This window comes from Anaerophaga thermohalophila DSM 12881 (assembly GCF_000191885.1).
Taxonomy (GTDB): domain Bacteria; phylum Bacteroidota; class Bacteroidia; order Bacteroidales; family Marinilabiliaceae; genus Anaerophaga; species Anaerophaga thermohalophila.
Map to the genome: position 1 here is coordinate 1 of NZ_AEWI01000042.1, position 14,520 is coordinate 14,520.

At 42.4% G+C, this 14,520-nt stretch carries 10 protein-coding genes and 1 pseudogene; 10 read left to right on the forward strand and 1 reads right to left on the reverse strand.

All coding sequences use genetic code 11. The features are described from left to right. Nucleotides 1-776 precede the first annotated feature (776 nt). From gluP to ATH1_RS0112235, 7 genes are all read left to right on the forward strand, one after another. Nucleotides 777-1,997, forward strand: a complete 1,221-nt coding sequence (gene gluP / locus ATH1_RS0112205) for a glucose/galactose MFS transporter (RefSeq protein ID WP_010418348.1) — start codon at nt 777-779, stop codon at nt 1,995-1,997. Between the two features lie 26 nt (nt 1,998-2,023). Further along, the gene (locus ATH1_RS0112210; protein ID WP_010418351.1) at nt 2,024-3,088 is read left to right on the forward strand and encodes a LacI family DNA-binding transcriptional regulator; all 1,065 of its coding nucleotides are present in this window, start codon (nt 2,024-2,026) and stop codon (nt 3,086-3,088) included. A gap of 374 nt (nt 3,089-3,462) precedes the next feature. Beyond that, nucleotides 3,463-4,713 (forward strand): methionine adenosyltransferase, encoded by a 1,251-nt coding sequence (gene metK, locus ATH1_RS0112215; RefSeq protein ID WP_010418354.1) that lies wholly within the window; start codon nt 3,463-3,465, stop codon nt 4,711-4,713. An 893-nt stretch (nt 4,714-5,606) separates the two neighbouring features. Beyond that, nucleotides 5,607-6,722 (forward strand): sugar transferase, encoded by a 1,116-nt coding sequence (locus ATH1_RS0112220; protein WP_010418357.1) that lies wholly within the window; start codon nt 5,607-5,609, stop codon nt 6,720-6,722. Between the two features lie 8 nt (nt 6,723-6,730). After that, nucleotides 6,731-8,185 (forward strand): oligosaccharide flippase family protein, encoded by a 1,455-nt coding sequence (locus tag ATH1_RS0112225; protein WP_010418360.1) that lies wholly within the window; start codon nt 6,731-6,733, stop codon nt 8,183-8,185. Next, nucleotides 8,182-9,543: a hypothetical protein gene (locus ATH1_RS0112230; RefSeq protein WP_010418362.1), complete on the forward strand. Its 1,362-nt coding sequence runs from the start codon at nt 8,182-8,184 to the stop codon at nt 9,541-9,543. Before ATH1_RS0112225 ends, ATH1_RS0112230 begins: the two co-directional genes overlap by 4 nt. A gap of 4 nt (nt 9,544-9,547) precedes the next feature. Next, a complete protein-coding gene (locus ATH1_RS0112235; RefSeq protein ID WP_010418366.1) occupies nt 9,548-10,465 on the forward strand; it encodes a glycosyltransferase in 918 nt (305 codons plus the stop codon). Between the two features lie 97 nt (nt 10,466-10,562). Here the strand turns inward: ATH1_RS0112235 and ATH1_RS0112245 are convergent. Continuing rightward, a pseudogene (locus ATH1_RS0112245) lies at nt 10,563-10,889 on the reverse strand (AbgT family transporter); the annotation flags it as partial. A gap of 536 nt (nt 10,890-11,425) precedes the next feature. Here ATH1_RS0112245 and ATH1_RS0112255 point away from each other — a divergent pair. From ATH1_RS0112255 to ATH1_RS0112265, 3 genes are read left to right on the forward strand one after another with little or no spacing between them, the layout of a single operon-like run. Beyond that, on the forward strand, nt 11,426-12,397 hold the full coding sequence (locus ATH1_RS0112255; RefSeq protein WP_010418378.1) for a glycosyltransferase family 4 protein: 972 nt from the start codon (nt 11,426-11,428) through the stop codon (nt 12,395-12,397). Between the two features lie 8 nt (nt 12,398-12,405). Continuing rightward, entirely contained in the window at nt 12,406-13,446 is a 1,041-nt protein-coding gene (locus ATH1_RS0112260) for a GNAT family N-acetyltransferase (protein ID WP_010422186.1), read from the forward strand. Continuing rightward, on the forward strand, nt 13,443-14,498 hold the full coding sequence (locus tag ATH1_RS0112265; protein ID WP_010418389.1) for a DUF354 domain-containing protein: 1,056 nt from the start codon (nt 13,443-13,445) through the stop codon (nt 14,496-14,498). Before ATH1_RS0112260 ends, ATH1_RS0112265 begins: the two co-directional genes overlap by 4 nt. Nucleotides 14,499-14,520 lie beyond the last annotated feature (22 nt).

Below are 14,520 nucleotides of genomic sequence, written 5' to 3' on the forward strand. Positions count from 1 at the left end.
ATGATTAAAGGTTAATTATACATGTTCTTTTGTGACAATCTTTGTCATGCTCGTTTCATCCGTATAAAATTAGTCTAAGTAATTGGAATGATGCAACTTATTATGCTTTGATTGATATAAGATTCTTCGCTCCGCTCAGAATGACAGACTGTCTAATGTCATTCTGAGGAGGTAACGACGAAGAATCTGTTCACTGTTTTTGGTTTCTTAGATGATTAGAGGTTAATTATACATGTTCTTTTGTGGCAAACCTTGTCATGCTCGTTTCATTTCATCTTAACTCTTATATCTAAAAATCTGATAATCTATTGTGGCAATCTTTGTCATGCTTGTTTCATAAATTTACATTGACGGGATAACAAATTGTGGATTACACATGTTAAATTTTATAATACCTGAAATATGATTATTATTAGATTCTTGTAAATTATTGAATTAAGAACTATGTGTACGAACACAAAATTTGTGTGTATTTTCTTTTTTACCGGGTTGATAATTCCTATTTTTGTATGGGAAGAAAAATTAGCAGATCGTTCGATTTTTAGATTTTAGAAATACAAGATTTAGACAAAATGTAACTTGATATTTTGAGATATTTACGTTCCGTTTTATCACGGGGTGATTGTCTGCTGTTTTGCAGAACTAATTCTAAGCGGGAGTAATCATCCTTTTATTCCTCATCCACAGAGGGATCATTATTGAATTATGCCGCATACCATCAATTGCCGGGCGGCCGGATTGAATCAGTATTTATTAAAAGCAAAAAATGAAACATTATGAGTGTTGAGGCCAAATCAAACGTTCAGGGGCGCAATCTTGTGATTGCTCTGATTATTCTTGGTACCATGTTTTTTTCCATTGGTTTTGCCCTTGGAATAAACAGTTATTTAATACCCTTGCTGAAAAGCCAGTTAAGTATCACATCGACAGAGTCGTATCTGGTTCTTGCTGCAACATTTTCAGCATTTTTGATTTTCGGATATCCGGCATCTTTCGTGATTGCGAAAATCGGATATAAACGAACCATGGCACTTTCGTTTCTGCTCTTTGCCATTGGGTTTTATCTGTACATTCCATCCGGGAATATGGAAAGTTTGCCATTGTTTCTTGTTGCCAGTTTTATTAGTGGTATGGGAAATACTTTCCTTCAGGCAACCGTAAATCCCTATGTGACGATACTTGGCCCTATTGATAGTGCGGCCCGGCGGATGAGTATTATGGGAATACTGAACAAGCTGGCCTGGCCGGTGGCTCCGCTTTTTCTTGCTTTGATCATAGGAAAGAGTGTTGATGATGTCCGTTTTGCAGATACCACATTGCCGTTCATAATTATTATCAGCGTTTTTGTATTGTTGGGTATCATAGCTTTGTTTTCTCCGCTTCCGGAAGTGAAGGCAGTAGGTGAGGATGAGGAGAATGTAGACGATTGTCCGTACGCGGCGAAGAAGACTTCTATATGGCAGTTTCCGCACCTGTTGCTCGGCATTTTGGCATTGTTTTTTTACGTTGGCGTTGAAACGGTTGCCCTGGGAACCCTGGTCGATTATGCAGAAACATTAAACCTGGCCAATCCGGAATGGTATGCCTGGATTGCTCCGGTAGGGATGGTGGCAGGTTATATCGTCGGGATAATTTTCATCCCTAAGTACCTGAGCCAGTCAACTGCGCTGGTGGCAAGTGCTATTGTTGCTATTGCCGGATCGCTGCTGGTTGTCTTGACACCTCCCGAAATATCTATCTTCTTTGTCGTTTTGGTTGCATTGGGCTGTGCTTTGATGTGGCCTGCTATATGGCCGTTGGCAATGACCGATCTTGGGAGATTTACAAAACAGGGCGGTTCATTGATGGTCGTTTCCATTGTTGGTGGCGCTTTAATACCGACACTTTATGGTTTTCTAAAAGACCTTTATGGTGCTCAAAATGCTTACTGGCTCGCAGTGCCTTTGTTTGGGTATATTTTATATTATGCGCTGAAAGGCCATAAAGTGAGAACTTAGTAATCTGACGATCCGTCTTTGATAATATGCCGAACAAAGGGAAAAAGATAGCAAGAATTAAAGATATTGCTGCGCTGGCAGAGGTATCGCCGGGGACGGTAGACCGTGTAATTCATAACCGCGGTAAGGTCTCTGAGAAGGCCAGAGAAAGGGTTTTGAAGAGCATGAAAGAGCTCAACTATGAGCCGAATATTATGGCTCGGGCACTTGTTTCTACCGGGGAATACAGGATTGCCGTGTTAATACCCGATCCCTCCAACGATGAGTACTGGGAAGCCCCCAACAGGGGGGTTGATCAGGCGGCTGAAGAGATGCGGCAATATGGCGTAGTTGTGGATAAATATCTTTTTCATCAGGAAGATGCACAATCTTTCAGGGAAAGTGCAAACAGAATTTCCGATATGAGCTATAACGGTATCCTGGTGGCTCCCATGTTTTACCGGGAGTCTCTTTCTTTCCTGAATCGGTGGAGCAAAGAAGGGATTCCGTTCAATCTGTTCAATACTAATATTCCCGATTACCAACCGGTATCTTATGTAGGCCAGGACTCCTATCAGAGTGGTGTGTTGGCCGGAAAACTCCTGCATTATGGCTGCGAAAAGGGAACTTTGGTAGTTGTCCATATTGATAAGGAAGTTTCCAACTTAACTCACCTGATAAGGAAAGAGCAGGGGTTTATTGACTACTTTGGTGAAAATAATGACACGGGTCGGATTAAAATTGTTCGAATTGAAGTCAATGACTGGGAGGACAAAGAAGCATGTCAAAAAAATCTGGATGCACTTTTTGAAAAATATTCCGACATCCGGGGCTTTTTTGTAACCAATTCGCGCGCCTATATTTTGGGAGATTATTTTAACCTGCGCCGTTTGAAAGGGATTAAGCTGGTAGGCTATGATCTACTTTCCAGGAATCTCTCGCTTTTGAATTCGGGAACCATTGATTTTTTAATCAATCAAAACCCGAAGGGACAAGGTTACCTGGGAATAACAATGCTGGTTGATCATCTGGTGTTTAAGAAAGAAGTTGAACCTATTAAGTATTTGCCCCTGGATGTTGTGACCAGGGAGAATGCTCAGTACTATATTTGAGATTTGTCACGTATGAATAGTCGGAATTCAGTCATTAGACAATAGGGCGAAGCATAGGACAGAGAGCATGAGGCATTGGGAATGGCCTAAAGAACGGCAGGGTTCCTCACACCGTTAAGATGTTCCGGAAGCCCACCCCATTCACTCATGTCCATGATTACCTGATATTATTTTTTTGAATAATTCTAAATAATTTGTATCTTTGCAATACAAAAGTGGATGGATTTGGCTGCTTGCAACCACTATAAAACAATGCTAAAATGTGATTTTTAGCCTGCCAGTTGTTTTTTCCATCCTTTGTTTTTATTGTATAATCTAAATTTGCCCGGCATTAATAAATGCTATGGGTAAATTGCAGTAATTCTTAAGTTATTATGGGATATCTGTTTACTTCAGAATCTGTGTCGGAGGGGCATCCCGATAAGGTTGCCGACCAGATATCGGATGCGGTATTGGATGAGTTGCTCCGTCAGGATCCGAATTCAAAAGTTGCCTGTGAAACATTGGTCACCACCGGGCTGGTAGTTGTAAGCGGGGAGATACGCACCAATGGCTATGTTCCGGTGCAACAGGTGGCACGCGATACCATTGAACGAATTGGCTATACGAAAGCCGATTATATGTTTGATTCGGGGTCGTGTGGCGTAATTTCTGCACTTCACGAGCAAAGTGATGATATTAATCGCGGCGTTGACAGGGATGGAGAAGATATGCAGGGCGCCGGTGACCAGGGAATGATGTTTGGTTATGCCTGTCGTGACACAGAAAATTTCATGCCGCTACCGTTGTATCTCTCTCATTATCTTCTTCAGGAACTGGCGGATATCCGTCGCGAAGGCAAAGAGATGACTTATTTGCGGCCCGACTCTAAATCGCAGGTCACTATTGAGTATGATGACGACAACATGCCCATTCATGTTAATACTATTGTTATATCTACCCAGCACGATCCATTCGATCCCAGCGATGAAGTGATGCATGATGTGATAGAGCATGATGTGGAAAATATTTTGATTCCAAGACTTAAAGCGAAACTTAAGCCTGAGCTTCAAAGACTTTTTAAGGGATATAAATTGTATGTAAATCCAACCGGTCGTTTTGTGATAGGCGGTCCGCACGGCGATACAGGACTGACCGGACGCAAAATTATTGTGGACACTTATGGAGGTAAGTGTGCTCACGGCGGAGGTGCCTTTTCGGGGAAGGATTGTTCAAAGGTAGACCGCTCTGCAGCCTATGCAACCCGTCATATTGCCAAAAATATGGTGGCGGCAGGTGTTGCCGATGAAGTGCTTGTGCATGTTGCCTACGCCATTGGCGTGGCAGAACCGGTAGGATTGTATGTAAATACTTACGGTACCTCGAGGGTTAACATGAGCGACGGGGAAATAGCCGAAAAGATCAGCGCGATATTCGACCTTCGTCCGGGAAAGATTATTAAGCGTCTGGGACTTAAAAACCCTATTTTTACACCGACTGCTGCTTACGGCCACATGGGACGCGACCCATATACGGCAAAAGTTAAATTCCTGGAAGATGGCAGGGAAGTGGAACGTGAGGTGGAATTTTTTACCTGGGAAAAACTCGACTATGTTGATCAGATAAAAGATGCTTTTGGATTATAGGATAATCCTTGTCCGTAATCAAAAGGTGATTACTGTGTTTGCTAATTTTTTATCTTTGTCACATCACCTCCTTTCTTTTTAGTTAGGGGAGTCGGAAGAGGAAGCGGTGGCTTGGACGGCAATTGGCTTCCTCTTCTTTTTTCCTTTAGGTTACACAGAGAGCACAGAGGAGACACAGAGTATGTTTTTTATTCTCTGGTTTCAGTGTTTACTTAGTGCCTATTTTGTTTCTTCTGTTTCAAATTATTTTCTTTTTGCGTTTACACAAAGTTTCAGCGGGGTTGATTTATTAAATTCTCGGTGAGGCTCTGAGCTTCCTCCATGGAACTCAGTGTAACAATATTTTTCATTTCCGTCATTATTTATAGCAGTGTTCAAAAAACTGTGTCATCTCCTTTTTCATCAGTATAAAATTAGTCTAAGTCATTGGTCTGATGGAACTCGCATGATTGATTCTATACATCAACTTTTGTGATAAACCTTGTCATGCTCGTTTCATCACTGTAAATATTCTTTCTTTATACGGGCAAGCTGTAGTGTTGCATGGGGTTAGAAAAAAAAGCTTAAACGCAAAGACGTATGTTGTGTTTATAATTCACACTACCGGCTAATGACTAATGACTAAAAACTAATGACTAAATTACTTATATCTAAAAATCTAAAAATCTATTAAGGTAAACCTTGTCATGCTCGTTTCATCCACAAAACAATTCTTTTTATACACTCTTTTAGTCAGTCTGCCAAATTGTTATTGAAGTTCATGCACAGCCGTTGTATTTTGACCAATATTGAAACTTCCATGATACAAAGCTCAAAGAAGAATAGAAATTCTATCATGGGAGTTCCCTTAGACTATATATAATAAAAACAGATTTTCTAAGGAATTAAAAAGCATGCTTCATTTCTATCATCAGACATCAATTGTTTCTGAAACAACGGTCACTCCCGCGCCACGCATAGCAGATGGGGGGAGAACGTTTCGGATAAAGAAGAAAATTGATGAATCGGTTTATCATTTTCTTGCCCGGTTTTGCGATGTAGAAGCCGAAGATTCGCTGGTGGTATCTACTTCCAATTCCTTCAATATTACCATCAGAGGCGGACAGCAATTCAGGACCATTATTAATCTTCAACGACTGAATGAAGTGAGGAAGCTTTGTGAATTCCTTGCCGAAACGAATCACCAATTGCGTGATGAGGGATTGTTCATTTGCTGCCTGGAAACCTCCAAACTGCGAAAACAAAGATTATTCCGGAAATATCCCCCGGGCATCCGGAAGCTGTATTATTTTTTTGATTACCTGATTAAGCGTGTGGCTCCGACAATGAGAGCCACCCGATGGTTTTACAAGCTGTTAACCGGCGATCGAAACAAGGTCATTTCTTTTTATGAGATGGTGGGGCGGTTAATTTATTGCGGTTTTCAGGTGGAGTATGATGAGGTGATTGATGGTCGTCACTACCTGGTGGCACGAAAAATTTCGCGGCCTCCTGCCAGCCGGTTAAAAGAACGCTACGGGTTACTTCTTTCCCTCAACAGGGTAGGGAGAGAGGGTAAAATGATCCGCGTTTATAAATTCCGTACCATGGTCGCATTCAGCGAATACGTTCAGGAACACATTTACAGGAAAAACAAACTGGGTGCTAACGGGAAATTCAGGGATGATAAACGTGTAACAATACTTGGCGGTATATTTCGTAAGTTCTGGATTGATGAATGGCCCATGATCATAAATTTATTGAAAGGAGAAATGAAACTGGTTGGAGTCCGGCCGCTTAGTCCTCAGTATCTTGCCCTTTATGATCCGGATGTAGTCCGCCGGCGTCTCTCGGTAAAGCCGGGGCTTGTCCCTCCGTTTTATGCCGATCTGCCATCGACACTGGAAGAAATTCAAGCTTCTGAAATTCGCTATATTGAACGCTATAAACAGGCCCCCTTCCGGACGGATGTGATATATCTCTTCAGGGCTTTGTGGAACATTGTTGGTTGTGGTGCCAGAAGTAAATAATTATTTGGATGGGAGAACGCAAAGCCTTCATCAAAGACACAGTTGTTTATGGACTTGGTAACGGGCTGAAGAAATTCATTGGTCTGTTTCTTCTTCCCTTTTATACTCGTGCTCTCAGCGTTGGCGAGTTTGGAATGCTTGAAACGCTTGGTACAACGGCCGCCCTGTTAGGCGGTTTTTTTTCGGCCGGCCTGGATTCATCCTGTGGGTTTTATTTTTTTAAAGCATCAGACGATCAAAAGGGAGATGTATTGTCGACAGCTTTTTTCCTACGGATTTTCTCATTTCTGCTGATTGTTCCGTTACTGTTTTTTCGTAATGGTTTTTCTCAACTTCTTTTTGGAAGCAAGGACTTTTCTTTTCTTGTCTTACTGCTGTTGATTTTGGTGCCTGTGAATCTGATGATGAGCGAACAGTCGCATTTGTTCCGGTATTTCAGGCAGCCATGGCGCTATAATTTGATAACGGTACTGAAGTCGCTGACCAATATTGGTTTGGGGATTACCCTGGTTATAGTGTTGAAACAAGGGGTAGAAGGTGCTATGTGGGCACGTATAGGGAGTAGTTTTCTGGTGGTGGTTGTGGCATTTGCCGGGTTTAATTTTCGGAAGTACAGTTTTCGTTTTTCCATGTATTGGGCCCGGCAACTGTTTAAATACGGATTTCCTCTTATATGGGTAGGTATAGCAACCTGGGTTTTCAACAGCAGCGATCGCTACTTTTTATTACATTATCGCGACCTGGATGAAGTGGGACTGTATTCCATCGGTGCCATTTTTTCTCAACCTGTACTTTTGGTCAATATGGCAGTTCAGATGAGTTTTGGTGTTTTGTTTTTTCAGGCATACTATGCCGAGAAGGATACACTCAAACCCCGATCACGGAAGATGGCCATTGATCTGTATCTGGTTTATCTGGCCGGTGCTGTGCTGCTGGCAACCGTATTGTCGGTTTTTGCAGATATTCTGGTGCCATTTGTAACCACGTCCGATTATTCCGAAGGATCCAGGGTTGTGCCGTTTCTTGTGTTTTCATATATTGCGGCACAATCGTTCCAAACCATGGGACCGGGCATCTCTTTGTCGGAAAAGACCTGGCACTATACCTGGATCACCGGATTAACGGCTCTGCTTAATATCGGGCTCAACTTTCTGTTGGTACCGCTCCTGGGGTTTTTGGGAGCCGGCGTGGCAACTCTTGCGTCGTTTGTGGTTTACTGGCAGGTAAAGGTTTGGGTGGCTGCCAGATATTTCCCCGTTGCATATCCTTTCCGGAGAATCAACTTGTTTTTCATCATGGGCTTGTCATTGTCAGTCGTGGTGGCGTTATGGCCTGGTCTTTTTGATATATGGCTGCGATCAGCCATCGTTCTGGTAGTAGCAGCTTCGGTTTTTTTGCTTAAATTGATGCCACCATCCATTCTTAAAAAGTTGTGGTTAAGATTTAAAAAAGGTGTTGGATGAACCCGGTTCTGATGATTTTTCTGCTTATTTCGCTGATGGTGTTTGGCATTATTGTCATCCGCCGATGGCCCGATCATGCTTTCTGGATTATAATCATCCTGCTATTTGATCCGTCCGGACATCTTACTGTATATTTTGGTAAAGAGGCGTTGGGCGGATTTCATTATCAGGATTTTTTATTTGTGCTTGCTTTTGTTCCTTTGTTGTCTTCAAAAGTTGAGGTTAAACACCTGCTTCATTTCCGGCCGTTTCTTATTTTGTTGGGGGTGCAGCTATTGTTTCTTCTTTACCATGTTTTTGTTTTCGGCTATTGGCAGCCTGGGAAAGGCTGGAGCTACCTGGTGCGTTACGTTTTGGTACGGGAACGCATGAGTGTATTCGGTTTTTTATTGATTATACCTGCGTTTGTTATGGCACGACGAAATCTTTCCATCCTTGTCGATGTCTTGGTATGGTCGTCTTTGGTAGTATTTATTCTTTTCTTTCTGACAATTTTAACAGATTTTGAGTTTATTCCGGTGTGGCAGGCCGAACGCTACCGGGGAACGGGAATAATGCGGTATTTTATGTATAGTGCAGGTCTCACCGATATGCTGATACCTTTGACATTTTTCGTGTTGTCACGAAAGATTAATTACCGTTACCGGTACTTGCTCTATATGGCAACAGTGTTATTTGTCATTGCCGTTATGCTGTCGCTGACAAAGAGTAATTACATTAACCTTGCCGGACTGGTGGTGGGATCACTTTTTTTGTATTACAGGTTATATAAAGCATCGCTGACCGGTTTGACGGGGATGTTGCTGGGGCCCGGCCTTGCATTACTGGTGATCATGTATATTGTGTTTCCGGAATATCCACAACTGGTTTGGCGACAGGTTGAAGATTTGTGGTTGCTTATGAGTGGTGATGCTTATACCAGTGGTGTCGTCGAAGGACGCCTGCTTAATCAATGGCCTGCACATCTTGCCCTTATTGAGCAGCATCCCTGGTTTGGCACGGGAGCCGATTTTGCAGGGCACTTCAGTTTGCGCTTCGATCCCTCCGATTATGAAGTAACTGACCTTCCAATAACGGGTCATCTGGCCATGTATGGTTTTGTGGGACTTGCCATTTACAGTTTGCTTTATGTGCAGTTTTGGCGTTACCTGGTTCGGGGATATAAAATAATGAAAGGCTATGTATTACATGTAAATGAAGTGGATATGGCTTTTTTCTTTGTCGTTTTTGCATGGGCGATAAAGACGTTTGTTTTTAAACCCAATTATCTTTTTAATGAGTTGACAACCGGAACGTTAATGATTAATCTCTATGTCGGAATTCTCATTGCCTTGCTTTACCGAAATATAAAGACCTGACTTTATGGTTCCCGAAATCGTCATACAACTGGTTTTATATAATGATGCCCCCTTTCTGCCGGGATTGTTGAGCTCTTTAAGAAAACAGACATTTAACAATTTTCATTTGATAGCTGTTGATAACAGCAGCGATGATTCGGCGGCAAAAAAATTCAGGGATTTATGGCCCGAAGGGGAATTGTACCGTTCAGACTGTAATCTTGGCTATGCAGGTGGACATACCCGGCTGATGGAAACAACACTTAAAAGAGGGGCTCCTTTTGCTTTAGTTTTAAATACCGATGTCCTTCTCCAGAAAGATTTCCTCAGGAATTTGCATGATCAGCTGGTCCGGTTTCCCGGAGTGGATGCCTGCGGCCCATTGATTTTGCAGGGGGTAAATAATCGGAAGACCAAAATTGTTCAGAATTACCGGTTGTACATGAATTTTCCTCTTGGTAAAAAATCGAGTCCCGACGAAGGCAGAATTTTAAGGTCGTACAAGGAACTGCCTGTTTCTGCTGATGTGGATTACTTGTCGGGAGTGGCTTTTATGATTCGGACCTCTGTATTTGAGAATATGTCCTTTTTTGATCCCGGGTTATTTCTGTATGGGGAAGAACGCGATTTCTTTTACAGATTTTCCAAAAGCGGATGCGTGGCAATGGTCACCCGAAAAGCTGTTTGCCGGCATTTGCATGACTGGGCGGCACAAAGCAAGGAAGGGTACAGAAGGGAATACTATTACCTGCGACGAAACAAGATACTCTACTTCAAAAAATATAATTTCCGTAAAGGCCTGATCAGATTTCTCTTTTTTGAATTCATTAAGCTGCCTGTGATATTGGTTTGGAGCATCAGGAAAGGCGGAATAAAAATGTTTGGATGGTATTGGTTGGGTATATGGCATGGATTGACGGGGAAGAAAGGCAGATATATTTAGGGTCTGCTGAAAAAGTCAGCAGCCTGTTTTAAATTTATTTTCCATTGTTCTTTTTGGGGCAATGCCAAAAATTTCTCCTGCTTCAATTTCGTCAGGCTCATATTTCTTGTCGATGATGAAAATTACGTATCCGCCTTTTTTTAGATTTTGGGAGATCGAGCCAGTACCATACAAAAAGCAATGCCACCCACATAATAAATAATACAATGGCATAAGGAACAAGCAACGAGACCACGGTTCCGATTCCCACTTTCTTGTCATACTGCCGAATCCATCCAATCAGAAGGGGAAAATATACATAGAGCGGGCTAACGCAGTTGGTAATGCTGTCGCCCACACGATACATCAGCTGAACAAAAGCAGGAGTGAAACCCAATTGGGACAGCATGGGGATAAATACCGGTGCAAATATGGCCCATTTGGCCGATCCACTTCCCTTTTTTTATTGAATTTCTGCCTGATGCTTTTCTGTTGTATCCATAGGTGTTGCTTCTTTCTTTCCAAATATGGTAAAATTCTGTGAAAGGTCATTGGAACCATTTCACTTTTGGAACGGACTCTTTGCATTAATATACAAAATTGCTCATTTGGTCAAATACTTGTTGCTACTGACCAGTCTTCTCAGCATTTCGGATTCAGTTTCCTTAAATTTAGTGGGTATTACAAAAATCAATAGATCAATAGATTTTTAGATATAAGATGAAAGATGAATTATAATATTGAGCCCGGTATAAAAAGCCTTTTGACCCCTAAATCCCCTAAAGGGGACTTTTTCAAACTGCTGATTTTTAGCAGTTCCCCTTTAGGGGCAGGGGTAGAAATGGTAAAAATCTGCAGTTTGAAGGCTTTTTATACTACACTCAATATTGAAAATCAGCACTCACAGACAAATAATTGTTCAATAATAAATAATTGATTTATAGTTTATAGCAGAAGTTGACTGAGTATTGAAAAACAAAGATGGAGGAAATACCGGAAAGTTTTAGTGGAAAAATATTGTTTGTATGCAGTGGGAACAGCCATGGTCGATGTACCGCGGCCATTGAGGAACAGGCCAGGGTATTGAAAGAATACGGAGCAGAGGTTCATTTTTTCAGGATTGGGGGGAAAGGGTTGATGTCATATTTGTCTGCCACCGGTAAGTTAAGGCGTTATATGACCGGTCATTCTTTTGATGTTGTGCATGCTCATTACGGGTTAAGTGGTATGGTAGCGAGGCTGTCAGGTGCGCATCCTTTGGTGGTATCCCTTATGGGGAGCGATGTTTTCGGAGCCTGGTGGTTGAGGCTCGGGGTAAGGATATTTACAAGATTTTTCTGGCCGCTTACCATCGTCAAGAGCGAAGAAATGGCTGAAAAAGTGGGTGTACGAAAAGTGAAAATCATACCCAACGGAGTAGATATGAAGCTTTTTCGTGAAATGGGAAAAGCTGAAGCACGGCAAGAGCTTGAGATGGGGTTAAATGCTTCTTTTGTCATTCTCTGGCCCGCTAATCCGGCGAGAGAAGTCAAAAATGCTTCTCTTGCTCTTGCAGCAATGGAACGGGTTGAACATAGCCCGTGTGAACTGAAGATGGTTTTTGACCGGCCGACAGAGATGATGCCTTTGTACTACAACGCGGCCGATGTAGTGCTTCTGACATCAAAATGGGAAGGCTCTCCCAATGTAGTAAAAGAAGCACTGGCTTGTAATACTCCGGTTGTTTCAACCCCTGCCGGGGATGTGAAAAAATGGCTGAAAAACCTGGAAGGGTGTGCAATATGTTCCCCCGAACCAGGTGAAATTGCCTCCGGAATTGACAAAGCACTTGACCACAAAGGTCGGATTAACGGGAGAGAACGAATTAAAGAACTGGATAACAGAAATATTATTAAAAAATTGTTTTCGGTTTATGCCGAAGTGATGAATAATCCTTCACAGGGAATCAGATAACGAATGGTATGGCATTAAAGATTACAACAGATATTGGTCGGGTTAATACCCGGGCCTGGGAGAAATTTGTATATGACCATCCGGATGGAAATATTTTCCAGATGCCATGCATGTATGATATACATCAGAACACAAAACACCAGAAACCCTTAACTTTTTTTGCTTTTGATAACGATGAGCTTGTAGGAGTTCTGATGACGGTACATCTGACAAATACTTTTCCACCTCTGTCTTTCTTTACACGGAGGCAGATTGTTGTTGGAGGACCGTTAATTAAAGAAAATGACAGCGGTATTTTACTGGCTTTGTGGGATGCTTTGTTTCAGCAAACTGCCAGGTCTGTTGTTTATACAGAGATCAGGAATTACAGGTTAGGACTTTCTCTGAAGCCTGTTTATGAGGAAGCCGGGTTTTACTATGAGTCTTATCTGACCGTTAACATCGATATCAACCGGAAATCGGAGGAATTATGGGCATCCTTGTCTCCCGACAGGAAAAAAAATATTGAAAAGATGGGGCAGGTCAGCCATGTTATAAAAAAATTGGAAGATGATAAAGAATTTCTGGATGCATGGCATATTCTGAGCGGAACCATCTTGTCGAAAGGACGACCCCTGTCACATCGTTCAATGATGTATGCGATAAGGGAGTCCAGAACACTAAAGCCTTATTTACGAACAAGGGGTTTGTTTATTAACGGAAAGATGATAGCGACAATCTGGTTGTTGCTTTTTGATGACAAAGCATCGGTATGGATGGAAGGCAACCTGCTCGATGAAAGCGAACAATGGCTTTACGACGGATTTTTGTGGGGCATTATTCAGGAGTTACAGAGCGAAGGCATCCGGTTCTTTGAACTGGGAAACGGCGGCAAACCCGGGCAGGATTTTTACATCCGTCAGTATAAAAAGTCTTATGGAGGTATGGTACGTGAGACAGGACGTTACATATATGTTCATAACTGGTTTTTATGGAATCTGGGAAGAATGTTTTATCAGTGGTATAAAAAACTCACGATATTTTTCTTCCGGAAATATTTTAGAATATGAGAATCATGTTAGATATAGGGCATCCGGCGCATGTTCACTATTTCAGAAATTTTATCCGGATCATGGAATCACGTGGTCACCGGTTTCTGGTTACTGCCAGAGATCGTGAACATGTGAAGGAATTGCTCTATTATTATGACATTCCTTACGAAAACAGGGGGGAAGGAGGTAAATCACTTCCGGGAAAGATATGGTATCTTGTGGGGACTGCATGGGAGCAGTACAGGCGTGCCCGGAAATTCAAGCCCGACTTGTTTGTTGATTTCAGTACTATTTACTCAGGTCCGGCAGCCCGGATGACCGGAAAACCTTACATCACCTTTACAGATACGGAGAATACCAGAATTTACAGACGCTTCATCGATCCGTTCTGTAAAAAAGTTTATACGCCCTCATGCTTTACAGGCGATTTGGGTAGCCATCACTACAGATTCAACGGGTTAATGGAATTGGCTTACCTGCATCCCGATTATTTTGAGCCCGATCCTTCTATACTTGAAGAGGTGAAGATTAAGCCGGAAGAGAGATTTGCCATAGTGCGGTTTGTTGATTGGATGGCTGTTCACGACAGGGGAAAACATGGTTTTTCCGACCGGAAAAAAGTAGAGTTGGTCAGGACTCTTGAACGATATGGTCGTGTATTTATCAGCTCTGAGGGGCCTTTGCCCGACGAGCTGGAAGCTCAGCGTTTAAGGCTGGCTTCGCATAAAATTCATGATCTGTTGTTTTTCGCCACTGTGTTGGTTGGAGAAGGTGCGACAATGACTACCGAAGCTGCTATTCTTGGAACTCCTGCCATCTATTTGTCCGATTTCAGGCTTGGGAACCTGCTTTATCTGGAAAATAATTACGGTTTGGTGCTTAATTACGGGACCACCGGGAAAGACCAGGCCATGGCACTGAAAAGTGCCGCCACTCTTCTTGGCCGCCCCGGAACTAAAAGTAATGCTGCCCGCCAGTCAATGAAAATACTGGAGGACCATATTGATGTGACCCGGTTTATGGTAGAAACCATTGAGCAGTTTGATGCCAATGCCGGTAAAGATGATTGACCATGTCAGATGCTTTGCCCGT

Bases quoted from the DNA above. Each gene is read 5' to 3' on its own strand.
- ATH1_RS0112255 (WP_010418378.1), top strand. From the start codon at position 11,426: ATGGAGGAAATACCGGAAAGTTTTAGTGGAAAAATATTGTTTGTATGC.
- metK (WP_010418354.1), top strand. From the start codon at position 3,463: ATGGGATATCTGTTTACTTCAGAATCTGTGTCGGAGGGGCATCCCGAT.
- ATH1_RS0112265 (WP_010418389.1), top strand. From the start codon at position 13,443: ATGAGAATCATGTTAGATATAGGGCATCCGGCGCATGTTCACTATTTC.
- ATH1_RS0112235 (WP_010418366.1), top strand. From the start codon at position 9,548: ATGGTTCCCGAAATCGTCATACAACTGGTTTTATATAATGATGCCCCC.
- ATH1_RS0112225 (WP_010418360.1), top strand. From the start codon at position 6,731: ATGGGAGAACGCAAAGCCTTCATCAAAGACACAGTTGTTTATGGACTT.
- ATH1_RS0112230 (WP_010418362.1), top strand. From the start codon at position 8,182: ATGAACCCGGTTCTGATGATTTTTCTGCTTATTTCGCTGATGGTGTTT.
- gluP (WP_010418348.1), top strand. From the start codon at position 777: ATGAGTGTTGAGGCCAAATCAAACGTTCAGGGGCGCAATCTTGTGATT.
- ATH1_RS0112220 (WP_010418357.1), top strand. From the start codon at position 5,607: ATGCTTCATTTCTATCATCAGACATCAATTGTTTCTGAAACAACGGTC.
- ATH1_RS0112260 (WP_010422186.1), top strand. From the start codon at position 12,406: ATGGCATTAAAGATTACAACAGATATTGGTCGGGTTAATACCCGGGCC.
- ATH1_RS0112210 (WP_010418351.1), top strand. From the start codon at position 2,024: ATGCCGAACAAAGGGAAAAAGATAGCAAGAATTAAAGATATTGCTGCG.